This is a genomic window from Anaerobacillus sp. 1_MG-2023 (assembly GCF_030547345.1).
In the GTDB taxonomy this organism is placed as follows: domain Bacteria; phylum Bacillota; class Bacilli; order Bacillales; family Guptibacillaceae; genus Guptibacillus; species Guptibacillus hwajinpoensis_B.
Genome location: NZ_JAUORD010000010.1, coordinates 128,633 through 155,016 on the forward strand (window position 1 = coordinate 128,633; position 26,384 = coordinate 155,016).

The following is a 26,384-nucleotide window of genomic DNA, read 5'->3' on the forward strand; positions in this document are numbered from 1 at the left end:
GAGGAATATAAATGTTTATAGCTCTTCAGGATATATACATTATTATTTATTTGCTCATAGAGCAATACGTATTTGAAAGAGTAATAGAAATGCGTATGAAAGAGCAGGTTGAGTTCTTTTTAATGGTAGAAGAACTAAAAGTTTCTGATTGTACAATGGAGCGGGACCTTGTTTCAAATCTCGCTCCTAATGAAGAAAGTTATGCATCCGTAGAAAATGAGCATTTGGAGTATAAGCCTGAAGTGTCAGAGCTTGATGAAGAATCCATTTCTTTCTTGGATGACCTTCAAAAGGAATTAGGAACGGTTACACCTGAAAACGAAATCACAACGAGTGAACAGGCAACAAATGACATGTTTGCCTATACAGATGAAGACGTACCTCCAACTGACCATAATAATTATGCTATGGAACAGTATTATGCGGAGGAAGATCTACTAAGTATTGATGACATTCATGAAGAAACAGTAGCATCTATTCCTGAGACTTATCCAACAATCGCAACAGCAAAAATAAGTGATGATTTAGATGGAGAGCAACAATGGGTAGTGAATGTAGTCGGAATCGAAGGGAACTTCATTCATGTTACTGACGGTAGTCGCATGTGGTTGAATGTAGGTGAACGTAATGCTTCAAGAATAAATAAAGGAAATGTTCTAGCAATTGATATTAATAAAGTAGGTAAAAAGGTCGATGTAAAACATATAATGAGTTTGGAAACTGGGGTCTCTGAAGAATACTCGATTCCAGATGAAATGAGATATGAGTATAGTAATTTACAAGAAGTAATCTAGGACAATAGGAGGGAAGCGACGAAGGTTTGTCGCCCCCTACGCTAGAAGTATAATTTTGTGCTTCTAGCGTAGGGGTTTCCCAATATACCTAGTAGATAGCTATTGAAACCTCTATTTTTAACCATGTTGGGAAACCTAGTGTCGAAAGTGCCAGTTTATGAGCAATTTTTACTATACATTTCCCAATACTTAAAGTAACTACTTTTTGCTAAGCTATATTTATAGCTCTCACATGATTTTCCTGTAGCAGAAACTGCTACTAAAATTTAATGATGGTGGTGGGAACTAGTATGAGTAACGACCTTATGAAGAAAATATGCCAGGATAAGAAAAGGATGAGAATTAAGAATAATGATATTGCCAAAGCTCTTAAAGTATCAGGAGGGGCAGTTACTCAATATTTCTCTGAAGGTGAACAAATAAGAATAGGCTTATTCCATTTCACAAAATTAATTGAGTTGGTTTACGAGAATGATGTAGAAACTCAAAGGGAATTGTTGTTTGGTTTTATTAAATCTACAGATCGCCCAATTAATTTACGATTAGGTTTGGAATATGCGTATATGAATGGAGAAACTGAGATCCTTCAATATATTATTGAAAAAGAACTTAATGGAAAACGTCCAAATGATGAATGGGCGGCAGTTTATTACTTACTACTGATGAGAATCAAAGGAAAATTACGAGGAGCCGAACTTCTCAAAGCAACAGAAGATTTGATGACTCAACGTAAATTAAAACAGAATGAAATGCGCATCTTGGTCCATATCATTAAAATGTACGCCTATTTTGATATGGATGAACATGGTAGCATGTTGAAATTAACAAAGGAACTCCCTGAAGTCATTAGTACAATTTCAAATCCTTACATAAAAGAAGCCTATTACGTTAGGATGATTGAAGGTTACGCTCATGGTTACTTAAGAGATAATGATCTTGAGAATGCAAGAAAGACAGCGCTTGAGCTTACAAGCGGCGCATATTCAACAAAATTTCCTTTGTTTGTATCGACAGGTTATCATGTTTTAGGACAATCCTATTTGTTTGAAAACTACGATGAAATTGAAAACAACATTAAAGCTGGGCTGAGCATTTTAGAAAAATATTCTTCCCCAACGATGATTGCACGCAAAAAGGAAATTAACAAAACATACGATTTTGCGCAGGTGTATTGGTCGAAGAATGTGGAAGAAGAGAGGGAGCTAAATGATGGAGAACAGCTTCATTTGATGGTTAAAGAAGGAAAGAAAGAAGAAGCGCATAATTTACTTGAGTACTTAGAAAAGAAAAATGGTCGACTATCTGCTTTTCAGATTTATTACAAAGGATTGCTAGAAAATGATGCTTTACTATACAGAAAATCCCTGGAGCTCTTCAGAAAACAAGGGAATAAATTCTATCTTAAGTTGCCTCTTATTCAACTGCAGAAGCTTAGTAAAGATAAAGATGAAAAGTTAGAATTAATTTGGTGAATTGGAATTTAAGGAAAAATTTTAAAGTTTACTGTGGTATAATATAGTTGAATAATTTCATGCAAGGGGGATTACGTTGTCCAAAACAACACGTTTCATTGCTAGCTTAACTATTGTAGCATTCATGTTCTCACCTTTTGCTCATTATGATTTTGTTAAAGGAGATCCTACTGACTCTGGTATAACCACTAAAATGGTTAGAGATCCAGGTGGGGGAATGGGCTAGAAAACTAACATAAGATAATAAAAAAGATGACATCACTCAATATGGGTGATGTCATCGTTAGTTTTCAGGACTTTTTAGTGAAAATCAAATGAGTAATACACTAAAATTGTCAGAATATTAAATTTTTATATAAATTGTCGTACTTATTGCTTTTTCAATGCTACAATTCTACTACTAATAAAAAGAGGTGGCCTTAATGATTTTAAAGGACGAAAAAATAGATAATTTTGTAGAAGAAATTAAAAAGACCAGTAGTAATCTTGAAGAAATTATGATCCGCTATTCACATCAATATGTACTGTTGCAAGGACACGCTATACCAAACGTAATGCAAGATGAAGAGTACTATGAAAATATTCGTGACCACATCACATTTTCTGGGTTTAGTTGGATTGATCAATTTGCAAAAATGTTTAAGCGCATGGACATTACAATTGATGTATTGCCCGATGGAACTTTTGATCATGATAAAGTAAATCTATCTGTAAATGTTATTCTTCCTAATGAGCAATCATCGAGGTCATCTTTTCTATATCGTAGATTTAATGATCTGTCGAAATTCAACCAATTTCTACATAGTGTAAAGGTAAAAGGGAAGAGCGGGAAAATACACACCCTGCAATTTGATTTTATTTTCGAAGTCAAAAAAATCACGAAGGCCATTCGGGAGAAGTCTCCAGGAAATAAAAAATTGGTGGAGCAGTGGATGTACATGATTGCGAAATGTGGAGAAGATAACCGCTCTTTAGAAGTAATGGAAGTGGTGTATCCAGTGGTAAGTGGGAAGATTCATTACGAAGTAACTAGAGAATTGGTATCAGAGTACATCCCATTAAATTTTGAGGATCCAACAAATGTTTAAAATAGGTTCAAAGGCTAAGTCATTCTTCTTAGCCTTGACTTTATTACTGTCCATGGGGTCTTTACCCATGAATGTACTAGCTGCATCAGATAATCTCCCGATATTTCAAAATGAAAGTGGGGAGAAAAAAGAAGGAACTACGATGAATCAGACTGTAGCAAACTTAACAGATGATTTAAATAGTAAAGCGCCTATGATATCTCTCACCATATCTACATTATTTAGTATCATGTTCTTAATTGGCGTAATAAGAATGGCATATGCTCTCGTTACTAAAACCGGAATGGTGCTAAAAGGTTCAACTGGGATATTGATAGGCGTTCCGATTTTTGTTTTAACCATAAGATTATTTTTCATCATATCATTTACAACCACTGAATCTGAAATCCCGCAGTTAGTGACCGATGTAATGAACCTTCTGATCAAATCAGGATTTTATGCAGCTATTGGAATGTTGTTTATAGGGCTGCTCATGAAACTCTTTCATAAATTTCTCAATCATCCTGAATACGGAAGATGGAGCAAGCGATTGTTTATAGGTTCATCTAGTTTAATTGCGCTAACAGCCATCATGCCAATCGTTTTGAGATCCATTTAAAAATTCAACTATAGGAGGTCAGGATAATGACACTTCAGCTAATTATTAATAATTCCAAGATAAATAAGAGGAAAAATCCAATAACATGTCGCGCCAATTGCGAATTATTTGATTCAATAACAAATGAGTGCGGAGTGCATGATATTCATGATCCTGACAATCCTAAAATTGCTTCTCGATGTGGAGATATAATTTTCAAAGAAGAGAACGAAGACCAGGATATTACACCTTGGGAGAGACCTCTGGAATATGAGTTTTATAACGAGGAATTCGAAAATGAAGATGAAATGGATGAGGTATTTAACGAATTTAAAGGTGAGCCAATTTCTTCTGAGGATTCAACTTATCCTTTGCAACCAGATGTTCCGGCAAAGCGAGATGACGCTCTATGGTATGTAGCCCCAAACGAAGAATTTGGTTGTTGGATTGTAAATAAGTCACCACAAAAGTTCTTATCTGTTTCGGACATCTCCAAAGCTAAACAGGGCTGGAATGAAAAAGTATATAAGTCTCCATATCCATTACACGACCATAATTCCTCTTTACCGCTCTCATCACGAATGGTTTGGTATGTGGATAGTGAAGGATATGGACAATATGCCCTATTGTGTGCTGGTAAAATATCTATGATTTCTCACCCTAGACCATCAAATTGGATGGAATAAAGATATGTTGATTTGTTAAGTCGAAGTACATTATAATTGAGTTATAGACTAATAGATTGGGACGCACCCACAATACTTAGGTAGATTTACTGCCTATTATATTGTGGGTGCTTTTTTTGAGGAGTGATGGATTTAATGTCCAAATTAGGAAGAATAATCAATAGGTGCATTAGAACAGTTGGGCGATATTCCTTGGCTTATGTCCTAACTTTTGCCCTTTCATTAATCTTAGCTTTTTTATTAATGGCCATTATCGATTTCGATTTTTACTTTATCCCAGGAAAGATGGAAAAAACGATAAACTTTTTGCTATTTATTTCAATCCCTTTTTCATTTGTAGCGTTTTATATGATTCAAGAACAAGAGCGCTATTAATAAAAATTCTGAAAGCGAGGACATTATGACGAGAGTATTAATTATTGATGAGCAAATTATTTATCGAAGAGGAGTGAAACAGCTTCTGGAGCTCACATTTCCAAGTTTTATAATTGAAACCGCCAGCGTATCGCTTCCGATGGAAAAAGAGTTTCATCCCGATTTAGTGATTTTTGAACCAGGCTTGAACTTGCAGAAAAATCTCTCTTGGATAGATTCGCTGATTCATAAGAATGCCAAGGTGGTTGTCCTTTCGACTGTAGAGAGTAGCAATCATAATTCAATTCTTAATCTGCTTAAAAGAAATATTCAGGGCTTTTTATTGAAAAACATGAAAACAGAGCAATTATTAGAATGTATAAGAATTATTCTTGGGGGAGACCGATTTATTCATCCATCAGTCGCCAATATTCTATTAGATGACTACCAGGAACACTTTGGAAAAGTTAGAATTACGGAAGAACAATCATATAAGATAACAACTCCTTAGTAGGATATTAAAACAATGATACTTGCAAACTGTTTTATTTGTGGTATATTTGTTATAAATTAATACCACAAGGAGTGTTTGCTATGAATAAAACAATTGCTATTTTCGGAGGAAGCCAAGAGAAAACGTATCAAAAGATCGGTGCAAAACATGGTTGTAAAGTTCTTTTTCATCAAGGAAAAACAAGGAATGGTGGAAATAAAAAAGAGTTCAGGAACATTATTAAAAAAGCGGATATAGTGGTTTGCTTAGTTGGTGCACTCGGTCACGTGTCGATGGATGTGGTTAAAGAAATAAGTAAGAAAAATAATAAAACAGTCGTCTACCATAATGGTTTTGGAGCTTCTGGAGCTATTCAAAGTTGTGTAACTATGATGTCTGAGATGCAATCTGCAGCATAGTAAATAGGTTTGGAAATAGTAGGGGACGAAAGGAGCTGGGCATGGGGAAGTCGCTAATCATTGCTGAAAAAAATTCGCAAGCAAAAAAATATTCTGAAGCATTTAACGGAGTAGACCGAGGTACTCACCTAGAAATCCCTAAATGCTCAACTTTTCCAAGTGGAGCTATTGTTGTTCATGCGATAGGACATATTATGGAGCTTTATTCATTTGAGGATTATAATGCAGAAGACAAGGAATGGGATCTTCATAGGCTGCCTATCATCCCTGACCAATTCAAATTAAAAGTTACACCATCCAAAAGGAAAGCGTTTAATAACATAAAAAAGTATCTTAACGATCCTCAAGTCAGTGACATCATTCATGCTGGCGATGCCGGGAGAGAAGGTAGTCTGCTGGTGACTGAAGTTTTACTATATTTGAACAATAAAAAACCAGTTAAACGTCTATGGACCTCCAGTTTAACAAAAGAATCCCTTCAAAAAGCTTTCAAAAACCTTAGAAGTATTGAGCAAGATATGCCCTTATATTATGAAGCACTTGCCAGGCAGAGAGCCGATTTTTTGATTGGCATGAATATGAGTAGGTGTATGACCCTGCTTTTATCTAATAAAAAGGGAGTGAAAGAGTCCCTTAAAGATACAAGTTTTAGTTGTGGACGTGTCCAGTCTCCATTGTTAGGGCTGATTTTCACAAGGGAACAGGCTATAGAAGACCATAAAAGCAAACCCTATTGGGATTTAGAAGCCAATATAACATACCATCAAAATGAAATTAGAAGTAAATGGTATACCTTAGAACGTGATCATTTGTTTAAAAAAAATCTAGCTGAGGACTTGAAAGAATATTGTGAAGGGAAAGAAGCAAAAGTTCATTCTGTTAAAAGTGAAGTCAAAAGAATTCGTCCACCTCAATTGTATAACCTCACGACTATACAAGTTGAAATAAATAAGAAGTTAGGTCTTTCACCAGATGGCGCATTGAAAATTTTGCAAGGTTTATATGATAAATCTCTAGTGAGTTATCCCAGGAGTTCACCCGTTCATGTAAATCCATCCGAAGCTGTTCTTTTCCCCGAGATACTTAATAACTTATCTACATTACCAGAATACAAGAGCTTTTTGAAATTACCTTATAAAGATATTTCGGAAGATAAGCGATTTATTGATGAATCCAAAACTGATGACCACTACGCGATAATTCCTACTGAAAAGATAGTGGATTTCACCCGCTTATCTAAAAATGAAGTCATTGTCTACGATATGATTGCAAAATCATTAATAGCTGCTCATTATCCTGATGCAATAGAGACACACTCAGAAATCATCAGTGTAGTTGATGAGAAATTTTCTTTTATGACAAAGGGTAAACGGGTTGAAGATCGTGGATGGCGAGAGGTGTATGAGATCGATAAGTTAGATGAAGATAGCACTGTTGTACTACCAACAATAGAAGAAGGAGCGGTAGGTACCGTTATAGAGATTCAATTAAAAGAAGGTAAAACAAGCCCTCCCGCTCGTTACACTCTTGGTAGTTTAGTGACTTTAATGGCTAATGCTGCTAATTCCCTTACCAAGGAAGAGAGAAAAGGGTTTAAGAGTGACGAATTATCACTAGGTACCGTAGCTACTCGAGCATCTATTATTACTAAAATTATTGAGCGTAAATATATTCGAATCGAGAAAAACAAAGTTTATATAGAGCCAAAAGGTCGCATGTTAATAGAATCTTTAGGAGTAGATAGTTATTTAACTTCGGTATTAACAACCGGAAACATGGAACAATATTTGTCTGGGATTGGAGCAGGTAAGAGTGATTTCTCCATTTTTATGAATCGAATGAAGCAGATTACCCTAGAAGAAGTCAAGAAAGCAAAAGAGAGCGCAGATAATTGGGAATTAGATAACCACATAGAGGCAAGTAAAGAGAGTGTTGAAGTAGGAACTTGTTTGGAATGTGGATCAGCTGTGATAGATGCAGGGAAGTTTTATGGTTGTAGTAGTTTCAAAGATACAAACTGTAGATTTAAGGTTAACAAGATGGTTAACAATAAGGAATTGACCAATCATCAGGTTAAAGTTCTGCTACAAAAAGGGGTAACTCCTTTGATAAAAGGGTTTAAAAAAAGAAATAAGGAAGGAACTTTTGATGCCTTCCTAGCATGGAGCGCAGAACAAAAAAGGATGATTTTTCAATTCCCAGAAAGAAAGAAGTAGTAAACCAATCGCATATATAGGGAGGTAAATAATGAATTCAGCTATTTTACAGGATGGCAAGGTAGTTTCTGCTAAGGAATATATCTCAAGTGTTCATGGCACTCGTCTTTATTGCATGGATAGGAGTTGTAATGCCCCCGTTATTTATGTCCCAGGTAGTGATAATGTTGCTGTTCATTACAAAACGACTGGAAAAAGTGATTCTCGTCATAACGAACACTGTGCCTTTTACAAGCCTCTGAATTTCTTTGAAACCGTTAAGAAGGTGGGACAATTTCAAACTGAATATGAAGAACAGGTAATGAATGAAACAATCATCCGTATTAACTTGAACAAATTAGATCCAGATTATGAAAGTAGGGTTATTGAAAGAGAAGAAACGGACCAGAAGAAAAAGGATCCAAACGAAGTAAAGGTAAAGCAAGAAAGTAACCCTCCGTCTAGTATAGGGTCACTAAAATCAATCGTTAAACTTTTAACTTCTTACGAAGCAGATATCTTAAGCACGATTATGGTTTCTGTGAGAGGAAATAAAATTCCTATTTCTTCAATAGTCGTCGATCAAGGTAAGGCTCATAAATTGGTATGGAAGGATTCACTTATAGAAAAAACCGGTTACTTTGTCTATGGAAAAGTAGAAAGAATACTTCGTCGAGAAAAAGTCTATTTCATAAGTATGGCAGCTATTAACGGCATTGAGTTTTCACTGGTTATATTTGATAAGTATTTCAAGCATTTTACCTATTCAGATGCACAATTGATAGGAAAAGACATCCTGGCATATGGGTTTCTAAGAAAAAACACATATCACGAAAAAAACACTACTGAGATGATAATAAAGTCAGACAAATTTATAGAATTTCTATAAAATAAATCAGTTAATAATAAGGATGGATTTGAAAATGTGGAAAACACTAGCTTTAGTATTGGTATGTATAGGTGGAATTGTGGCATTCATAATCATTCCTTCAATTAATGAAGTAAATGACTCTAAGTCCGCTGAGGAGAAGATGTATAAAATAGTAGGAGAACATTTTAGTATAAATGAAAAAAATATTTGGTTAACTGAAGTGGGGAGCGAATCTTCCAGCAATCACTATTATATTGCTAGCCTCCCTGACAAGAAAGAATATAAAGTAAAATTTAACGAAGATTATACTGCAATAAAGCGTATTGTGGAGAAATAAAGTTAAAGAGGTGAAATCATTATTGAGAAGTAGAGTAGAGAAGTTTTTAAAGTTTTACGTTTTGTTTATTTCACCAATCTTTGTGGTGGCCGTGTTAGCGAGCTCTTATATATACATTCAATATAATATTTCTCCTTATAAATTCCTATTTGCACCTTACAATTCAGGAGTAGTATCTAATCCTTCCAGAGAACTCATTTATTCTGCGAGGATTGCCTTTGGTATCTTTGCTCTTGTTATTGTCCCGATAGTTTCTTTAATATCTTCCTTTATGACTATTGCTAGGGTAAATAGTTTACTTATTACAATAACCGGTTTTTTCAGTTCAAGATTATAAGCATCATAAAATTTCATATACCGTACTTTATATTAATTAGCCAAATAAATGAATATAGGATTATCATACCGATTATTCAATATCACTAAACTTTTTCGGTTTTCGCGCCGATTATTGATAGAGATGGCCATAAACTGATGGGTAATACAGATACAGGGGGATTTTTAATGAAAAGCAGCATGTGGGATACTCCAGAGGAAATACGATACAGGAAAGAGAGACAGAGGACTTATTTTTACTTATCTCTTCCTGTTGCAGCTATTTTAATTGGCGCAATAATAGCATTCATGAGTCAAGCGACTTATTAAAACAAAAAGGGCAAAGCGCCCTTTTTTTATTCACATATTTAAGAGCATAATCATTCCAATTGTTACACCGAATAGAGGAAAAATGCAGGTTGTATAGCGTCCTTTTAAGAACAGTTTAATTCCTAATAATGCATTATATGAAACCACGCCGGCTATAAAGATGAAAACAATTTTTCCCAAATCATAGTCTACCCCTTTTTATTAGTAACTTTACTATAATTCGATTTTAAGTCTTTTTTTTATAGACTTACAGTAAATTTTTTCTATATAATGGAGGAAATGTAATGAAAAACATGTCTTTAATGGCTTTAGTATTCGTTCTTCTATTGGTTTTAGGAGCTTGTAGTAACGATTCTAATACGTCAATACTAAGCAAAGAAACAAATTCAAATTCTAATGAAAAAGTGTTTAGTAGTGATGATATGAATGCAGCTCGTCATTTGATTGATGAAGTACTTACCGTGTATGAGGAAGAACAACAAAATTTCACTTCCTCTGAAGATGATGAGGTCAATGATAAAGTAGAAAATATGATTATTGAAAGAATTGGCGAATCAATTCCTGATCGAGATGTAAGTGTTGGCATTGCTGATGATCATGACAATACATCTGGAAAAGATGATTTTGTGGAAGATCCTAATGATTGTCGAGAAGAAACTGATGGCATGATAAGTGAAGTCTATGAAAGAGGATGCAAGCTGAATTTAGTATTTGATAAATCCAAGGTACTTCTGGATGAATGGAAAGAAGTTAACTATCCAACTATCAATGTTACAGCATTAATTATCCCGTTTAAGTATGAAGGAAAAGACACGATCGATACTGAATTTGTATTTGCTAAAACGATAGATGGAGAAGTTCAATTATTAAGAGGATTAGGATTACGAGTAATGAATCTGGAAAATGAAGAAGAGGATGCAGTGGAAGAAAAACAAAATGGAGAAACAAAAACTATAGATAAAATCAGTGAATATAAATTTCGTTAATTGAAGCATTTTATAACTAGGGAGATATCGGGGGAAGCTATGTGAAAAGCACAGGAATTGTTCGAAAAACTGATGGTTTAGGTAGAGTCGTTATTCCCATAGAGTTAAGAAAAGCATTAGGGATAGAGGAAAAAGATCCAATAGCGATTTTTGTAGATGATGACAAGATTATTCTTGAGAAGTATAAGTCAAACCTAGCATGTGCAATCACTGGTGAAGTCAGTGAAGAAAATAAACTCTTTGGTAATGGAAAGCTTGTATTAAGCAAGGAAGGGATTAATATTTTAAAAAGAGAACTACTTTAGAAAATTAAGAGATAAATAATCAGCACATAAGGTTTAGTATCCTTGTGTGCTGTATTTCTACCTGGTTATGTTTATCCAACCTCTTTTTATTGCACTCACAATAGCTTCAGTACGGCTCTCCACATTCAACTTCTGAAGAATGTTATGGATGTGATTGCTTACAGTCTTCTCACTAATTCCAAGTTTTTTTGATAATGCTAAGTAGGTGCTATACCCATCAACTAAGCCTTGCAAGACCTCTTTTTCTTTTATGGTAATATTCTTCGGTTCTAAAAATTCTCTATCTTTCATAAAACGATAGTCATTTATAAAATAGTTCATAGCAACTTCATCTATGTATATTTTGTATTTTGATAACATCTTTAAAGCTTTATAGATTTGAAAAGAGTTCTTTTTCACATATGCGGCTGCACCGCTATTAATCACATGCGTTACACATTTTTCTTCACCTTTATTAAATATAACGATAATTTTGCAGTTACAAGATTTTTTTACCGGTAATAATTGAACAAAATCACTTAATTCTATAAGAAAAAAATCTATCGTATCTAATTTAATAGCGGTGAGGTTAATTCCGTGACACTTAGCAAGATCCTGGAAGAAGGTGTCTTTTTGATAAGTTTTAGGAACACCTACATTAATCTCTGATGTATTCAATTGTAGTTCTCCTTTAATTTATGAAGTTAGCATTAATTCTTTAATATCTGTAGCGTTATAAGGAAGGAATTCCCTAAATCATTTGTGTTATGATATGTGTTCATAAATCATCACATATCATTCATAAAAGGTGTTTCAGTGATATTATGAGCTGCATTATTCTCTCTGGATATCCGTCTTTCTAAATAAATTTGTGTTGTAGAAAGGTTTTTATGTCCTAAAGTTTTAGAGATACTATCAATGCTTGCGCCGTACTGAGAGCTGTATGTTGCAAAAAAATGCCTAAAATGGTGAGCTCCGATGCGGTCTTTACGTGCTTTAATAAACGGTATCTCAGCCTGGTTAATCACTTTTGATAAGTAATTGGATAAATACTTTTCATCATAGGCTACACCTTTTGCATTTGGAAAGACAGGGGATTGATCCATCGCATCAATCTCGCTTGGAAACCTACGCCGCGTTCTATATGCCACGATTTTATCCCAAATTTTCTGGTGAATCAGTACCTCACGCTTTACATTACCTTTCCCAACAACCTCAAGGAAAAGCTTTCCTTCATAATATGTCAAATCACACATTCTACTGTGACAGAGTTCTTTTAAACGCATTCCAGTGCTTGCAAGTGTACTGATGATACCGTGAATGATCACGTGGTCCTCAAAATACTTTATTAGCTGCAGTACTTCGCTTTCATATAAATCACGGTTTGGGCGATCATTGATATTCACATTGCTACTTTGAAGTGCATTTTGAAGCTGTTTGGTGATGTAGCCTCGTTTATATATAAAATCCAAAAATGCTTTCAGAATGACTGTTTTCCTCGATAGGGTGGCCACAGAATATTTTCCCTTATTGTCCTCTTCGTCTTTTTCTTCCGAATCATTGTTCTTCTTAGCTCTCCCTAACTTTACTTCCTTTAACCAAGCCTGGTACTTCCTTATGTGCTTAGGTTCTAATTGGTTAAGTAATGACTGGATGTCTGCTTTTGTAGAATCAAAACCATAAAGATCTCCTAATGAAGACAGCTGGTTATAAAAGAATAATAGTTCTCTCAAATACTCCTTTTTAGTGCCCACAGTTCTGTTTTTCTTCTGATCTAAATCCCGCTCATGATGAACAAACAAATAAATCATTTCTAAATCATTAAATGTTCCTGAATAGTCAAAGTCAGGATCATACTCAGTTTGGTCCATCATATTGGTATACCGACTACTATCTTGCATTTGCTTTTGGAGAGTTAGCATTTGGTTTGAAAGGATGGCTTTTTTCTGTTCAGGAACATTCGAGTGGTTCAAAACAATATCGTGCTCGTCCTCTTTATGCATGATATTACCTCCTGTCCGTTTATCTAGTAGTTTACCTTTATATACATATATTAAATGATAATATAAGTAGTTTCTATTTCATGGTGAAAATGCAAATAATTTTTAACATATTAAACAATGAACTTATGTTATTAATCTATTTTATCATGTAGATATATCTAAAAACGACATATAGGTCACAATAATACATAATTTGTCCTTCCCTTTAATATTAATAGACATTTAAAATAATATTAATATGTCCATTTATCAATATAATACTTTTTAATATTTAAAGTATATGATACAATTTCATTAAGTTGGTAATTCAGATAAATATAACTATTTAAATAGTTAATTGGAATTATCAATATATATTGGATAATCAGATTCGCAGAAATGAGTATCTCTACAATGCGCTCGTCCTTTTTAATGTGTCGCTAGTAATCTAGTACACATTGATATAGGATAGCCGAGGTCTAATGGGTGGAAAGATTTTGAGACCTTCATAACAAACTTTAAGAGAGGGTGTTCCAAATGAACGAAGTAAGAACTGTAACGATTCGATTTGAACAACCATTTACTGTAACTGTAAATGGAGAAGAGACGTTAACGGAAAGTCAGATACTATCGAGTGCAAAAGAAGAAGTAATAAAAATACTTCAGAAGAAATTTCCTCCTATTACTTACATGATCACAAGTGGAGGTTCACTTACCTTAGAAGAAGCGATACCAGGTTTGCCAATAAAAGATAAACAATCTGGTGAACTAGGCATTATTATCAGCATCAACCCTAAGAAAAAACTTCCGATTGATTATATTTTAAATAATGGACAGAGTATGGTGGGGTTACCGGCATCACTTGAGAAGATCCACAAAAGACATAAGCTTGATAAGTTTGTGGCAGAGAGAGAAGCATGGCGAAAAGACGTAGGGTATACAAAAGGTGACACGGCATTTATACCAACAAAAGAGGGAGTAACTCCGATCGTCTTTAATAAAGTAACCAAATCCTCTTATCACGTATTTCCTATTACTCACGAACCAACTGGTACCTATTTCAAACTGACAAACGACCAGCTCGCAATGGTATTCCCTACAAGAAAAGAAGCAGAAGCATTCCAAAACAGGTAGTTCTAGTGGGGAAGTCACGAAAAAAGTAGTGGCTTTCTTACTTTCTTAATGGAATAAAGGGTTGAGTGAACTTGTCTAGTTAAAAAGGGTATTAGGAGGTTATGATTATGGGTGAAAGACAATTGCAGGAACAATTAACCTTTTTCCAACCTTGTCATTGTGAAAAGGGGATCTTCTGTCCTGGAGTGGAATACGATGATCAGGGATATATGAAGTATCACCCCTGTTACCACCAAAATATAGGGAAGTGGTTTTCGGAAGAGGAAAAAGAGTACTTATGCAAATATGCGGCAGATGGTATGAACTCGATGGGCATGGCATTAGCAAGGCCACCTAAAGCGCTTGCGGCTAAACTTACCAGGATAAAACAAGCAGGGAAATATTATTACTATAAAAATTTAAGTCGCTATTGGTAAAAGTATTTTTAAAACGACATTTTTATGCTTAAACAATTCTTGGAAAGCTTAATTTTTTTATGCCTAAAGGAACATACCAATTTACGATATAATGTATGTTATCAGATAGATAAAACGGTAATATCAGAACAAATAAGGAGTTTGTCCCACATGAATAATGATAATTATCTTACAACAATTCAAGTAGCTGAAGAATTAGATGTAGCAGTTGAAACGGTGTACAGCTGGATTAAGAAAAAGGAGCTTGTACCTGTTCATGAAGATTGGCGGATCGATAATACTAAGCTCTTCAGAAAAGAAGATGTTCAAACTCTTAAAGATAGCCGAAAGAAGCCAGGTTATACATCAGGTGATATAGCAAATAAGTTAGACATGCCTTTGCCTACAGTCAAATCTTATCTAAACAAGGGGATTATAAAGTCTTTCAAACAAGTCTACAGAGGGCTAGAACGATATTTTGTAACGGAGGAAGAACTAGAAAATTTTATTAAAAGTGAATTATATATCGAATACAAAGATGCTAAGCAGTTTTATTTGGTAGAGGACAAAGAGTATAAATACTTTCTTTATCAACGATTAGTTCATCCTAGCAATGGAGCTGCGCGAATTACCAAAATTGACGGAAGTCAGGTTTTAATAACTACTGAAGATGGAGAAGTTTTGCCAATATCTGAAGCAGAAAAATCTGGTTATGTAATTGAACATCCAATTGAACTTAAGAAATACATCGGTGGTAAGAAAGGTTATGCTACATTTTCCTTCACTAAACCAAGACACATCTCTTCTCCAATTTACGCATTAATTGAGCTTCTTTATCAGTATCTGGGACCTAGAAACATTAAAGTAAGTCATACTGAATCAGATATCGTAGTGAAAGTTAAACCTATCTTGCTTCCATTAAATGAAGTAGAGCATTCGAAAGAAGTATCATTATTAGAGAGTAATTTAGTTGAGGGAAAGATCATTAATCGAAATGAAGATGTCTATATAGACAGTGATTTAAAACCTGTTCCTATCTATTTGACTTCTAATAAGAAACAAGAATTAATGAATCAGGCTAAAGAACATAACACTTCATTAGAAGCATACTTAAGGGAATTGATTGAAATAGGTGAAGAATACAAATGAAATGAAAGGCGGCAAGGCATGGGCATTGATCAATTAAATCTATTTGAAGAAGTAAATGAAAAGACAGTTGAAGTTGTACCCATACCGGATGATTCACCACTTTATAAGTTGCAAGAGATGATTGAAGTACGACAGCCGGAGCCTTCCCTCGATCCAGAAGACTTTCATTATATTTCCTCATTTGCAGGGAAGAAAGGTATTATATTGAGTATCAAAAAGCTAGCTAACGGAAAAGTTTGTTATGAGGTAGAATTTTCAAATCGAACGTCTGGAATTTTCTATGAAGATGATATTAAAAAGAATAATAGTTAGCAGTAGAGGAAATAAAAATTTTTGGAAATCTGCGAACTAAGGAGACCAATACTTTCTTTGCGTTATTTTTTGTGTAATTGAGTTAGTTTATTAAAATAACGATAGTATTTGTGAAGAAGCATTACAACGGAGTATATCAATATAATGTAATTTAATACGTAGGGGGTTAGCATTTTGAAACTAGTTGAGAACGGACTACACTCGTTAAAAAAAGCAATCGATAATACTAAGACTTTAGATGGATTAGAAGGGATCAATAGAGAACTTGCCGCAAAAGAAACAATTGTGAATTTACACCATTCGATCGAAACACTATTTAAATATATAATTCGCGAAAAAAATGAATTGCTTATATATGATAATTTAGATGATTTCTTCGGGGCTAATATTAATGTTATTAGGAAAAAAGGAAAAACGAATTTTACACCAAAGACTATTACGTTCATGAATGCTGTAGATAGAGTGGTAGTATTAAACAAGCTAGAAATTAGTGCAATTGATTATGGGAGTTTTGAGCACTTAAATGGTGTCAGAAATGCAATAACTCACTTTGAATATAATTTAGAAAATGATCTGATAAATCACTTGATTATACAGGTAATATCTGCTGTATTTCCTATATACAAAGAGTTCATACCAGATTTCGAAAAATATGTAATAGAAAATGATTTAAACATAGTTGGAAGTATTCAGTACAAGGAATTTAATATTTGGAAGTTTATTAGATATTTCAATCTTATTCATAAGTTTAAAGATGCTGAAACAACCTTCAATGGAATAAAACAAGATGGAAAGTTTGAAAGAAAACAAAATGAAATTTCAAAAGAAAAATATATAACTTATCACAAGTGTCCATGTTGCGAAAAAGAATTTTTCGTAAAGGATAATTTGATTCTTTATGGTACAGAGGAAAAAAGTTATGAAGGCCGCTGCCTTATGTGTGGAATAACTTTTGATAAAAATGATTCTTATTTTCTGTATCTTTTATCGGAAGATTATAACACTTTTGGATATAGAGGAGACTTTATAATCAGAGATTTATTAGTCGAGAACAATATAATAGAAAACATAACAAGTGAAGAGTTAGTTGAGATTAAAAAGATATGTACAAATCCTGAAAACCGTGACATTCTAGTAAATGCTACTACCGAAATGTTAATTGGAAGAATTGATTTCATACTTAGTAACTATAATGAAGAGATTGTTTACGATTACGATTCGGAAAAATTGGACGCTGCTTTATATGAAAAAAGCATTAATAATTCTATAGAAATAGATGTTCTGAAAGAAAAGGATATTATGTCTCTAAAGGAAATAATATTCAATTTTAATACAATAGGACTTTCCAAAGACTTTTATGAAAAAGCTTTTAATCAGGATTATATTTTTTATGCTGAAAGATCTCATCCTAACCCACACAACGACAATGAAGATGAACATATTGAAATCACACATGTATTGACTCTGTGGGAATCTTTAATCACTGAAATATTAGATGGTACTTCTGTTCAATAACTAGTGAATAATGGTATAAGTACATCAAGGCCAGGATGATTAAGTATGTTTCTTCCTGGCTAAGTAATTTAAATTAATAAGAGAGGCTTCTTGTTTTCTATCGAACTTTTAAGCTATCATGGAGCATTTCATAGATCATTTTTAGTTGAAGTAACTTCGTTTGATTTTCTTCAAAACGCTGTATGATAGCTTTGTTTGCTTGACCATCAAAATTATGTTCTAACTGATCTACTATTGTTCTATGGCGTTCGCTCAGATTTCCAACCGCATAACAATGCTCAAGATGTAAAGTTAATAATTCTGCTTCAGAAACTAGTTCGTTTTTAATCTGTTTTCTCAGTACTTCTTTTTGCCTTTGTTTCTCCCAGAAATTATCCCACCAATCAAGATCAAAATCCATTGTATCACCATCCTTATTAAGATTCGTATCGTAGCCATTGGGCAAGTAATTGGTCTGCTCGCTCCAAGTCATCGCTCATTCTCTCCATGTTATATGCAATGTCTGTAGTATCCTGATGCGTCTCACCCAAAGCTGTCATCAAGCTATCAAAAGTTTGGATATCAAAAAGCATAGGTACTCCTTCTTCTGGAGGTCTAGTGAACTCTTGAAAGTTCCCTTCCACATCTGATGCATTTAATTTATCAAATTGACCACTACCGACTGCATTAAGGTATTTGCTTTTAATATCTCTCATTTTGTTCATGTAAGTATCTAAGAATTCTATTAGAGCCTGTTTAGTTGCTTCTAATTGTTCTTCGCTTTGTTTCATCTCTTGGACATAAACCTTCATTAAACTTTCCTGAATCTTTATGTGAAAATCAGAAACTCCATTATTTTTAAGTGCAAGGGGAGAGGTGGTAAGTTGTGCTTGAATATTTTCATCGAAAAGTACTTCAGGTACAAAATATCCATCTTCATCATATAGTTTCTTTGATAAGTAGTTTGTGATTCCGTGGCTATCAATCCAGGGCATACCTGATTTACTAGGATCACTCATGTAGTAAACGGAACCTGTTGATTTTTTATAATGTGTTCCTACTACATCGTCAGGAAACGTGTAACTTATTGAATTGTCTTTAAACTCTCCGTTATCCACCTTCTTTTGTAGTTCTGGAGTTAGCAAGGAATAGATGTCAGCGGCTGCAAATGTTACGGAGTTAGAGTCGTTAGTAATGGCAAAATACTGTGCTAAACCTCCTCCTAATGAATGACCTACAAAAGTAATGTTTTTTGGACCAAATTTTTCTACATAATGATCTACTTTACCCTTTGCTTCCGTAAATTGATTTGTATGGATGTAAGTTATTGTACTTGCTTTCCGATCCAATTCAGCTTTACCACTTGCTAAGCTAGCGTCTTGCGAAGGTGTACCCAAATAAGGTGTTGTTCCATACCTCTTTTTGGTATAATTGGAATCTCCAAGGATGATTCCTTCAACGTCTTCGGTGACGTCTTTATCGGCTTCATTTATACTAGCCGGATTCACAGATTCTTTTTCATAAATGATATTGCCGTTTTTAATTTGTGCATCTCCAGACGCTAACATGGCATCCTGGTACGGTGTACCAACATATTTAGTCTTCATCTCATTCTTTTCTGATTCGGGCATTTCTGTACCCCGAAAACTAATAACGACTTCATCAGTATCGACATTTTGTATAACAAAGCCCTGAAGCCCAGTATCCGCGTCCGTAATCTTATCAATTGTTTCCCAAGTAGAAATTTTTCCGTTCACATTTTTTATTCTAATGATCTTTTCAAAAGGCGAATATGTGGTAAATGATATATAAGCAGCTTCATAATCTCTTAATTTTGTCATTTTTTCCTCCTCAAATTTAACATGCTATTTCTCGAAAAAGAGGTGATATTATGAAAAAAATCCATTTATTTGCTATTGTATTCATTATACTTTTAGGAGGATGCAGTGTGAACTCAAACGATCAAACTCATGATGAAGAATTTGTCGCGAAAGCTGAAGAAAAGGCAGAAAAGTATATAAGAAATAACTATAATGGTGTAGAGACAGTGGAGTTTAGTGATGATCACACTAGTCCTATGGGAAATTTTGCACTAAGAGGGACGGTTAATGGTAATGCTAAGTTCGAACTGGATGTTGACGATAGTTTATTTATTGGTGGAATTAGTGAAGGAGAAGGATTTCCAGAAATCAAAGAAGAATGTAAAGAGGTCGCTTGTGAAGATTAATTCGTATTAATGAATTCGTCATTTAACTACCTTTAATCATAAATTAGTAAAGCTATTGGTGAACTAAGATACCTAATAATTACTTAAACCTCTGTAGTTTAAGTTGCAAAAATATGGTATTATTAACTAAATTAATAATTAGGGAAGACCCCTTTAATAAATCAGCGGATAATTTCTGCTGCTTTCATTAAAGGGGTCTATTTTTGTTGGGAGGGGAAAAGAAAGTGAACCAACAGGATGATAAAAAAATGAAAGAACGTACTAAGAAAACAGAGTTAATTCTAAGTTATCAAGTGACGGGAGAAGCGTACATTGCAACTGGTTCAAGCGAATGGAAGCACATTGTATTAAATCATTTTAATCGTGTTCAAAGGGGCGATATCACTCTAAATCAACTACTAAGTATCATGAAGCATAAAGGAGTTGTTTTTTCTCAGCATGATAGTTTGGTTAAATATCCAGTGAAAGAATGCTTAGAATATATAGCCAAAATAACTGACTCCACGTTAGAAATGAAGGAACTAGTATAGTGAGCAATGGACGTAAAATTTTTATATCATCCATTTTAGTTAGCAGTTTACTGTTTTTGCTTTACCAAGCTCTCAGTTCACCAGAAGGCTTACCTAAACCAAATGGAAACGAAGTTATTGCAAAAACAGATATTGATTTGGATTCACAAAAGAAAAAGCTTTTATTAGAGCGTGCTTCTAATAATGAATGGATTAGAGCAAAGATCGCTAAGGTCACAGGTGGTAATAGCGTTGAATTATTTGACTTTAGAGGAGTGGACCCATCTATAGAAACTAAAGCCCTCATATCAGATTTGAATTTAATTGGGCGTATACCAACGCGGTTGATCGCAATAGACACTCCGGAAAGCACCACCGTTATCCAACCATACGGAAAAGAAGCTTTGGCTTTCACTAAAAATCTCATTGAAGACAAATATATTTTCATACAAATCGATACGAAGGTGACGTATGATAAATATGGCCGTCTCCTTGCTCACTTTTTCACATTAGAAGGGGAAAGCGTACAAAAGATATTACTTGAACAAGGTTATGCAAGGGTTGCTTATTTATATGATGAGTACAAATATGTAGATGATTATAAGCAGGCTGAAAAGGTAGCCAAACGCAATAAAATAAAGATTCACTCAATACCTGGATATGTTACTAATCAAGGTTTTAATGTAACCGCAGCGGATACACAACTAGATTTAGAACGTATAGAGGAACCAAATTATAATGATCTATTTCAAGCCTTTGAGTTAATCGAAGGATTGATGGAATAAGGAGAAAAAACAATGTTAAATAAGCTATTAGACCTGCCACACAAATTTCTTTTCCCGCTTTACTTCTTTTTCTATGTTTTTTACTTACAGAATATAGTAGACTCTTACATGAATTACTATTACTTGAAATACTTTGATAATATCTTATCGATGTTGCTTAGCGAATTTCTGGTATTAATGATAATTTATGTTGTCTTACTTCTCTGTGCGGTTTTATTGGCCTTCACTTTAAAATTGCTATATAATACCCTATTTAAACATTCTTCAGCATCTAACACTAAATTAAGGAAGGGAAGCGATGAAATCGCCAATTAGATGTTTTGAAAAACCAGACCTTCTCACTCTTATTGAAGAGAAGAAAACGATATTAAGTAATCAAGTGAATGAATATGGGTTTACACATCAATCAACATTAGCTGCCAGTCATGAGCTAGATCAACTTATTTATCGGTATCAAATTAGAAACTATAGTCATGATCAATCTAGATATTCTATATAAATGCAATCAGTAATCTTAGGGAAATCTAAAGCTGCCCATATTCGGAGGAAAGAGTCGAGGCCAGGAGCGTACTTATTATTTAAAATTTGTGAGAGGTTGGTCTTGTTGATATCTGTTTCAGCAACAAGATCCACTTGTCTCATCTTTTTTTCTCGCATAATACTTTTAAAATTGTTCCGTATTAGATAATTAGTATTCTTAGCATCAAGTAAGATGGCCATTATAGAATTAGATTGTTTAGGCTCTTCAAATTGCGATAAAAACTCCCAAATTGCTCCTTTAATAATATCCTCGACCGTAATTGGTGGTTCATTAGTATTGGATTGTCCCCATTGAAGGTTAATAACACAATCTCTAAGTTTTGAATCAGTAGCTTTACTTACTTCAATGTGATAAACAACTTTATCCATGTATAGTCCTCCTTTTTATTGGTGATACTAATCGTAATTACTATTAGTAAATGAGGTGTTACCAATGATTCGTTATAAACAATCTAAAACCCAGAAATTAAAAAAAGCAGTAGAAAATGGACGTAAATTATAAATTAGAACAATTGCAACTTCTATATCGAAAGCTGTGATACTTTAAATGCTTCACAGCTCCCACACATTGCTCCTACTTTGTAGGGGCCTTTTTGTTGTTCAGTATATGCAAACAAATAAATGAGTATGAAGTGAATTATCTTTTTCCTGTTCTCATAGCTTAGAACAAAGAACAATAGGACAGGAGGATATAAGATTATGGAAAAGGTGAAAACCATTAAATTTAATTTGGATAAGGTGGAAGATGAAAAGATCTTAAAGTTTGTGAATGCAAAAGGAAACTTCCAGGCTTACATAAAATCCCTGGTTTATGATGATATGAAAAAGCCTGTAAAATCAGTTTATACGTCCAGTTATGACGGAATAATTCGTATTAGCATCAGCGAGGAAAACACATATGAGTAAAAACTTAAATCCTATGTTTTCTAAGCCTGTTATTAAAAGAACATCATCATATGAGAAGGGGTCAAGAAAGAAGAGGAATGACTCAAAGCGCGATATAAAAGTACGTGTTTCTTCAATAGAAAAATCCGAACTAAAGATAAGAGCACTATCAATCTCGCCGAGTATTACTAGCTATACTTCTACATTAGTAGAAAAAGGTTTATCAAGGGGGTATATAAACTTTTTACCTGAGCTTGATTATCCTAATGAAAGATTATATGTCCATGTGAAGTTATCAAAAGAACATTACGATAAATTGGTTGTTCTAGCTGCAGAATGGGATTGTAGTATTCGGCGTGCCGCTCACCGTATCTTAATAAGTCTTCTTACTGAAAAACGTGGGAGTGTTGCTTAATGGAAAGGGTTTATAGCAGATTGGATTTATTGGAAGAAGAAATGAGTGCATTCGAAGATAATGGATTTGTAGATCGTTTTCTCTCTGCGTTATTAAAGAGTAGAAAGGTAAGTCTTACACTTAGCTTGCCATCGCCATCCATTATTAGAGCAAAAGTACTTTGCGAGGACGTTAGTATAATTGGGAATTTAGAAAAGGCATTTACCATTTCTGACTTAATCAGTTTGTTGTACGACCAATTCCTTTTGGAAGTTCGAAATGGAGAGGGACTCGATCAACTATACAATAGAGTGATGGTCCGCACCACTTCTTTACCAATTGTAAGAACTGCCACAGGCATCTATCAAGAAGTAGATAAAAGGCGGATAGGTTTTGTACCAATTAAATTAGATCGAAATGAGGCGCTTCGGGGTGAAGTCCTATTGGATGATATGACTGGGCTTTATCCAGATCATGGACTTAGGTTAGAGCAATTGCTTGAGTTAATTACTTATGACTTTCTTAATGAAATACCAAAGAAAACGAATCGTTTAATTGTAAAACATATTTTACAAAAAATTGAATTCATTTAAAAACTAAGAGTTTTCTATTGAAAAAGCACTAATCAGTCTTGCAATGATGTCTTAAGCAACATAATTAGTGCTTCAATCTTTCATGCGGGAGATTAATACAAAAAGTATCGTTCAATGCTTTTCTAGAACGATACTTTTTTCTGTTTTAACATTTTCAAACAATTATTTCGAATTTCTTTGAAAAGGTATTTGTTTTTTTTGTTATTGGAAATATACTTACTTAGAAATTAATTATAGGAGGGCACCATGCAAACTAACAATATTCCGTTTAATTTTTATGATCACGTGGCATGTATTTTTCCAGGGTCGATTTTTCTATCATATATTTTGTATATTATGGATCGATTTTTCTATCCTAATATCAGTAACTATTTAATAGAATTAAATGCTTTTTCCAGTCTATTATTTATCTTGATATTAGTTATTGCTTCCTTTACTTGTGGTCATATAGCGTATAGTGTTTCAAAATGGAGTTTTGAATTAAAACCAATCATTTCATCTTCAAAACCGGTTGATAAGTTTCTTGATTACTCGCCACATAAACAAACTGAAATAATAGAGGAAGTTTCCAATATTTACGGAATTAGTACCGGTGATTATTTACATTCTAAGCTAATTGAATACAAAAACGGTGAAATATCTGGCGCTACTTTTGGTTTGAAGAATTATTGTTATGCTTTAGTAGAAAGAAAAGAAGCGAAACATGACATGTTTATAGCAATAGCTGATTTTCTAAGAAGTACTTCCTTTCTAATGATTTTAGGATTTGTTTATCTAGAATTTATAACGATTTGGGATCTCGTTTTTAAAAATGATATATTGGATTTATTTAAATGTATTGCCCTTATTATTTTCATATTAATACCCTCTTTAACTCTCTTTAATAGATCAATACGATTGAGAAAAGCGGCTGATAGTGTAATATACTCTCAATTTTTATATGATGCAAAAAAAGTAAGTGACTAGAATAAAACTTGAAAAATCTTATATCATTGACTGGATGTTTAGTATTATTCTTCTTTTTATTAGGAAATAAATAAGATATAATGAAAATGTAGTACTTACATTTATTTCTTTTAGCAACCACACTCTGTGGTTAGCGGTGACAAATTATACAAAGCAGCCTTTGGGTTGATTAAGGACATCTTTATGTCTTTTATCATGCTCAGAAGGCTGCTTTTTTTGCTTGTCTACTGCAGAAGGGAAGAATGTAAAAATTTTGAGAGGGTGTTCTAAATGGGTGGAATTCGAGTGACTAAGTTATTTTTTCCGAAGGTATTATCAGAAAGAGAGCATTTAAGAATTAGAAAAATCATAGCTAATAAAATGCTTTCCTATGATAAAGATGAAGACGATTGTCTTCTTGAATGCGGATTGATCGAGCGGAAGTCAGACTCTCATCATGTAGTTCCGCGTGTTACTGAAGATGGTCATGATTTCTATTATGAACCTGGCACTACAACGGTAAACTTTTTTTGGTTAGCAGAACAGGAATGCTGTGATAACTATGAAGACCTATAAAGGGCGATCTGTGTCATTAGGTAGTGTTGTTGATGTTTATAGAAATCTTAACCAGGGTGGCGCTTATAGTATAAGGGATTCGAGAAGTGGATTAGTACTCGCTCATTGTGAATCAGTTTGTCTTAGACAAGCTGTTTTCAAAGTTTCTCAAGCAGGCAGAAATAAAACGTTGGAAATGAGGAGAAAGCGAGTCCACGCCTATATTAGAGGTGTTTTGCATGATGTAGACAAGGAAGTCCCTCATGGAATGGATGTTATATACTATAACCCATATGAAACAATTCGTTTCTTTCATCAAAAGAGCGGCACTTATGTTGATTTCGCAGAAGAAGTACATTGTAGTGGGAAATTTGCTTACGCAAAAAACATATTATGAAAATCAAACTAAACACAAGAGTAAATGTAGCGTACCGAAATGGACGCTGCATTTTCTTTTGAGGAGTGGTATGAGTGGCAGAAGCACAAATGATGTTGAATTGGTCTGAAGTAGACGAAGTAAGGACTTATGGAGATTGGATAGTCACTACACGGTCTGATCAAGCTGTTCGTCATCTAATGGACCGTCATTATAGTCGCGTTACGATTGGAGCTACACAATTTACTAGACCAGGAGAGAACATCGTCCTACGAACAGCAGATTGTTCAGCGGTTTTTATAGCATGGAGAACGAAGTATAAAAGGAAAGACGGTTATGATTGTATTGAAAACACAGCATTCCGTAACGAGTCAACTTACCAAAGTAGTGATCTAATAAAGATGGCGGTTTATGCCATAGTGGATATTTGGGGGAAGTTACCGACTGATGGACTATTAACATATGTTTCTCCCAATGCTGTCAAATCTGAAAATCCTGGCTATTGCTATGAGAAAGCTGGTTTTATTCGTCAGAAGAAGAGAAGTACTAGAGGATTAATTCCATTCTTAACAAGTGAGAAAGCCATGGATTTAGTTCTAGAAGAGATGGGTGCTGTGCATATACTAAATGCTTGTCAAAGGAACATTGTAGCGGCTCTGGAATCTGGTGAGTACATGGAAGCATATGAATTTCAATCACTGGCAGAACAGCAGATGTTTAAATTAAATGGTCTTAAGCAATCAATGAAGGAAATGAAACTAAAAGCATGGAGTTCATATGAAAAACCATTTACTAAACTTGATTTGGATCTTGTTACAGACCCCTATAATCATTGGATGTTGGATACCAAATATTTCGAGCGTAAAGGATTGGTCTTAAACGCTTGAGTAGAGATGACTTCTTATCAA

35 protein-coding genes are annotated in these 26,384 nt (G+C 34.1%); 30 read left to right on the forward strand and 5 right to left on the reverse strand.

Annotated features, from left to right (window positions below):
• Nucleotides 1-11: 11 nt before the first annotated feature.
• From Q4550_RS16405 to Q4550_RS16470, 14 genes are all read left to right on the forward strand, one after another.
• Entirely contained in the window at nucleotides 12-794 is a 783-nt protein-coding gene (locus Q4550_RS16405) for a hypothetical protein (RefSeq protein ID WP_303534614.1), read from the forward strand.
• 290 nt (nucleotides 795-1,084) lie between these two features.
• The gene (locus Q4550_RS16410) at nucleotides 1,085-2,266 is read left to right on the forward strand and encodes an AimR family lysis-lysogeny pheromone receptor (RefSeq protein ID WP_303534615.1); all 1,182 of its coding nucleotides are present in this window, start codon (nucleotides 1,085-1,087) and stop codon (nucleotides 2,264-2,266) included.
• Nucleotides 2,267-2,342: 76 nt separating this feature from the next.
• Nucleotides 2,343-2,492: a hypothetical protein gene (locus tag Q4550_RS16415; protein ID WP_303534616.1), complete on the forward strand. Its 150-nt coding sequence runs from the start codon at nucleotides 2,343-2,345 to the stop codon at nucleotides 2,490-2,492.
• A gap of 196 nt (nucleotides 2,493-2,688) precedes the next feature.
• The gene (locus tag Q4550_RS16420) at nucleotides 2,689-3,354 is read left to right on the forward strand and encodes a hypothetical protein (RefSeq protein WP_303534617.1); all 666 of its coding nucleotides are present in this window, start codon (nucleotides 2,689-2,691) and stop codon (nucleotides 3,352-3,354) included.
• Nucleotides 3,355-3,421: 67 nt separating this feature from the next.
• Nucleotides 3,422-3,952, forward strand: coding sequence for a hypothetical protein (locus Q4550_RS16425; protein WP_303534618.1), 531 nt, complete (start codon nucleotides 3,422-3,424; stop codon nucleotides 3,950-3,952).
• Nucleotides 3,953-3,978: 26 nt separating this feature from the next.
• Entirely contained in the window at nucleotides 3,979-4,617 is a 639-nt protein-coding gene (locus tag Q4550_RS16430) for a hypothetical protein (protein ID WP_303534619.1), read from the forward strand.
• Between the two features lie 400 nt (nucleotides 4,618-5,017).
• Nucleotides 5,018-5,482 carry a transcriptional regulator gene (locus tag Q4550_RS16435; protein WP_303534620.1) on the forward strand — a complete coding sequence of 155 codons (465 nt, stop codon included), beginning with the start codon at nucleotides 5,018-5,020 and terminating at the stop codon, nucleotides 5,480-5,482.
• 83 nt (nucleotides 5,483-5,565) lie between these two features.
• Entirely contained in the window at nucleotides 5,566-5,883 is a 318-nt protein-coding gene (locus Q4550_RS16440) for a DUF2325 domain-containing protein (RefSeq protein WP_303534621.1), read from the forward strand.
• Between the two features lie 41 nt (nucleotides 5,884-5,924).
• Nucleotides 5,925-8,099 (forward strand): type IA DNA topoisomerase, encoded by a 2,175-nt coding sequence (locus tag Q4550_RS16445; RefSeq protein ID WP_303534622.1) that lies wholly within the window; start codon nucleotides 5,925-5,927, stop codon nucleotides 8,097-8,099.
• A gap of 31 nt (nucleotides 8,100-8,130) precedes the next feature.
• Nucleotides 8,131-8,967 (forward strand): hypothetical protein, encoded by an 837-nt coding sequence (locus Q4550_RS16450; protein ID WP_303534623.1) that lies wholly within the window; start codon nucleotides 8,131-8,133, stop codon nucleotides 8,965-8,967.
• 34 nt (nucleotides 8,968-9,001) lie between these two features.
• On the forward strand, nucleotides 9,002-9,286 hold the full coding sequence (locus Q4550_RS16455; RefSeq protein ID WP_303534625.1) for a hypothetical protein: 285 nt from the start codon (nucleotides 9,002-9,004) through the stop codon (nucleotides 9,284-9,286).
• Between the two features lie 504 nt (nucleotides 9,287-9,790).
• Nucleotides 9,791-9,931 carry a hypothetical protein gene (locus tag Q4550_RS16460; RefSeq protein ID WP_303534627.1) on the forward strand — a complete coding sequence of 47 codons (141 nt, stop codon included), beginning with the start codon at nucleotides 9,791-9,793 and terminating at the stop codon, nucleotides 9,929-9,931.
• 284 nt (nucleotides 9,932-10,215) lie between these two features.
• On the forward strand, nucleotides 10,216-10,917 hold the full coding sequence (locus tag Q4550_RS16465; protein ID WP_303534629.1) for a hypothetical protein: 702 nt from the start codon (nucleotides 10,216-10,218) through the stop codon (nucleotides 10,915-10,917).
• A gap of 41 nt (nucleotides 10,918-10,958) precedes the next feature.
• Nucleotides 10,959-11,222 carry an AbrB/MazE/SpoVT family DNA-binding domain-containing protein gene (locus Q4550_RS16470; protein WP_303534631.1) on the forward strand — a complete coding sequence of 88 codons (264 nt, stop codon included), beginning with the start codon at nucleotides 10,959-10,961 and terminating at the stop codon, nucleotides 11,220-11,222.
• 57 nt (nucleotides 11,223-11,279) lie between these two features.
• Here Q4550_RS16470 and Q4550_RS16475 read toward each other — a convergent pair whose 3' ends face one another.
• A complete protein-coding gene (locus tag Q4550_RS16475; protein WP_303534633.1) occupies nucleotides 11,280-11,879 on the reverse strand; it encodes a response regulator transcription factor in 600 nt (199 codons plus the stop codon).
• A gap of 110 nt (nucleotides 11,880-11,989) precedes the next feature.
• Nucleotides 11,990-13,204, reverse strand: coding sequence for a tyrosine-type recombinase/integrase (locus tag Q4550_RS16480; RefSeq protein ID WP_303534635.1), 1,215 nt, complete (start codon nucleotides 13,202-13,204; stop codon nucleotides 11,990-11,992).
• A gap of 516 nt (nucleotides 13,205-13,720) precedes the next feature.
• Between Q4550_RS16480 and Q4550_RS16485 the strand changes: the two genes are divergently transcribed.
• From Q4550_RS16485 to Q4550_RS16505, 5 genes are all read left to right on the forward strand, one after another.
• Complete coding sequence (locus tag Q4550_RS16485) at nucleotides 13,721-14,317, forward strand: hypothetical protein (protein ID WP_303534637.1); 597 nt, start codon at nucleotides 13,721-13,723, stop codon at nucleotides 14,315-14,317.
• A gap of 107 nt (nucleotides 14,318-14,424) precedes the next feature.
• Nucleotides 14,425-14,733, forward strand: coding sequence for a hypothetical protein (locus Q4550_RS16490; protein ID WP_303534639.1), 309 nt, complete (start codon nucleotides 14,425-14,427; stop codon nucleotides 14,731-14,733).
• Between the two features lie 150 nt (nucleotides 14,734-14,883).
• Nucleotides 14,884-15,861, forward strand: coding sequence for a helix-turn-helix domain-containing protein (locus Q4550_RS16495; RefSeq protein ID WP_303534641.1), 978 nt, complete (start codon nucleotides 14,884-14,886; stop codon nucleotides 15,859-15,861).
• An 18-nt stretch (nucleotides 15,862-15,879) separates the two neighbouring features.
• Nucleotides 15,880-16,173: a hypothetical protein gene (locus Q4550_RS16500; protein ID WP_303534643.1), complete on the forward strand. Its 294-nt coding sequence runs from the start codon at nucleotides 15,880-15,882 to the stop codon at nucleotides 16,171-16,173.
• 174 nt (nucleotides 16,174-16,347) lie between these two features.
• Nucleotides 16,348-17,688 (forward strand): hypothetical protein, encoded by a 1,341-nt coding sequence (locus Q4550_RS16505; RefSeq protein ID WP_303534645.1) that lies wholly within the window; start codon nucleotides 16,348-16,350, stop codon nucleotides 17,686-17,688.
• Nucleotides 17,689-17,785: 97 nt separating this feature from the next.
• On the opposite strand, the gene Q4550_RS16510 is transcribed toward Q4550_RS16505, so the two are convergent.
• The gene (locus Q4550_RS16510) at nucleotides 17,786-18,088 is read right to left on the reverse strand and encodes a hypothetical protein (RefSeq protein ID WP_303534647.1); all 303 of its coding nucleotides are present in this window, start codon (nucleotides 18,086-18,088) and stop codon (nucleotides 17,786-17,788) included.
• A gap of 16 nt (nucleotides 18,089-18,104) precedes the next feature.
• Nucleotides 18,105-19,508 carry a Tle-like phospholipase domain-containing protein gene (locus Q4550_RS16515; protein WP_303534648.1) on the reverse strand — a complete coding sequence of 468 codons (1,404 nt, stop codon included), beginning with the start codon at nucleotides 19,506-19,508 and terminating at the stop codon, nucleotides 18,105-18,107.
• A 107-nt stretch (nucleotides 19,509-19,615) separates the two neighbouring features.
• Between Q4550_RS16515 and Q4550_RS16520 the strand changes: the two genes are divergently transcribed.
• From Q4550_RS16520 to Q4550_RS16535, 4 genes are all read left to right on the forward strand, one after another.
• Nucleotides 19,616-19,894: a DUF1433 domain-containing protein gene (locus Q4550_RS16520; RefSeq protein ID WP_303534649.1), complete on the forward strand. Its 279-nt coding sequence runs from the start codon at nucleotides 19,616-19,618 to the stop codon at nucleotides 19,892-19,894.
• A 224-nt stretch (nucleotides 19,895-20,118) separates the two neighbouring features.
• Nucleotides 20,119-20,424 carry a hypothetical protein gene (locus Q4550_RS16525; RefSeq protein ID WP_303534650.1) on the forward strand — a complete coding sequence of 102 codons (306 nt, stop codon included), beginning with the start codon at nucleotides 20,119-20,121 and terminating at the stop codon, nucleotides 20,422-20,424.
• Nucleotides 20,424-21,188 carry a thermonuclease family protein gene (locus tag Q4550_RS24585; RefSeq protein ID WP_303534651.1) on the forward strand — a complete coding sequence of 255 codons (765 nt, stop codon included), beginning with the start codon at nucleotides 20,424-20,426 and terminating at the stop codon, nucleotides 21,186-21,188. Before Q4550_RS16525 ends, Q4550_RS24585 begins: the two co-directional genes overlap by 1 nt.
• Nucleotides 21,189-21,486: 298 nt before the next feature.
• Entirely contained in the window at nucleotides 21,487-21,687 is a 201-nt protein-coding gene (locus Q4550_RS16535; protein ID WP_303534652.1) for an aspartyl-phosphate phosphatase Spo0E family protein, read from the forward strand.
• On the opposite strand, the gene Q4550_RS16540 is transcribed toward Q4550_RS16535, so the two are convergent.
• A complete protein-coding gene (locus Q4550_RS16540; protein ID WP_303534653.1) occupies nucleotides 21,666-22,097 on the reverse strand; it encodes a helix-turn-helix domain-containing protein in 432 nt (143 codons plus the stop codon). The genes Q4550_RS16535 and Q4550_RS16540 overlap by 22 nt on opposite strands.
• A 330-nt stretch (nucleotides 22,098-22,427) precedes the next feature.
• On the opposite strand from Q4550_RS16540, the gene Q4550_RS16545 reads away from it, so the two are divergent.
• The 7 genes from Q4550_RS16545 to Q4550_RS16575 all read left to right on the forward strand — a co-directional run bounded on the left by Q4550_RS16545 (nucleotide 22,428) and on the right by Q4550_RS16575 (nucleotide 26,363).
• Entirely contained in the window at nucleotides 22,428-22,634 is a 207-nt protein-coding gene (locus Q4550_RS16545; RefSeq protein ID WP_303534655.1) for a hypothetical protein, read from the forward strand.
• Nucleotides 22,627-23,028, forward strand: coding sequence for a hypothetical protein (locus tag Q4550_RS16550; RefSeq protein ID WP_303534657.1), 402 nt, complete (start codon nucleotides 22,627-22,629; stop codon nucleotides 23,026-23,028). The genes Q4550_RS16545 and Q4550_RS16550 overlap by 8 nt, the downstream gene beginning before the upstream one ends.
• Nucleotides 23,028-23,600: a hypothetical protein gene (locus tag Q4550_RS16555; RefSeq protein WP_303534658.1), complete on the forward strand. Its 573-nt coding sequence runs from the start codon at nucleotides 23,028-23,030 to the stop codon at nucleotides 23,598-23,600. Before Q4550_RS16550 ends, Q4550_RS16555 begins: the two co-directional genes overlap by 1 nt.
• Nucleotides 23,601-23,846: 246 nt before the next feature.
• Nucleotides 23,847-24,566 (forward strand): hypothetical protein, encoded by a 720-nt coding sequence (locus Q4550_RS16560; protein WP_303534660.1) that lies wholly within the window; start codon nucleotides 23,847-23,849, stop codon nucleotides 24,564-24,566.
• A 285-nt stretch (nucleotides 24,567-24,851) separates the two neighbouring features.
• Nucleotides 24,852-25,121 carry a hypothetical protein gene (locus Q4550_RS16565; protein ID WP_303534661.1) on the forward strand — a complete coding sequence of 90 codons (270 nt, stop codon included), beginning with the start codon at nucleotides 24,852-24,854 and terminating at the stop codon, nucleotides 25,119-25,121.
• Nucleotides 25,108-25,497 carry a hypothetical protein gene (locus tag Q4550_RS16570; RefSeq protein WP_303534662.1) on the forward strand — a complete coding sequence of 130 codons (390 nt, stop codon included), beginning with the start codon at nucleotides 25,108-25,110 and terminating at the stop codon, nucleotides 25,495-25,497. Before Q4550_RS16565 ends, Q4550_RS16570 begins: the two co-directional genes overlap by 14 nt.
• Nucleotides 25,498-25,571: 74 nt before the next feature.
• On the forward strand, nucleotides 25,572-26,363 hold the full coding sequence (locus tag Q4550_RS16575) for a hypothetical protein (protein WP_303534663.1): 792 nt from the start codon (nucleotides 25,572-25,574) through the stop codon (nucleotides 26,361-26,363).
• Nucleotides 26,364-26,384: the final 21 nt, after the last annotated feature.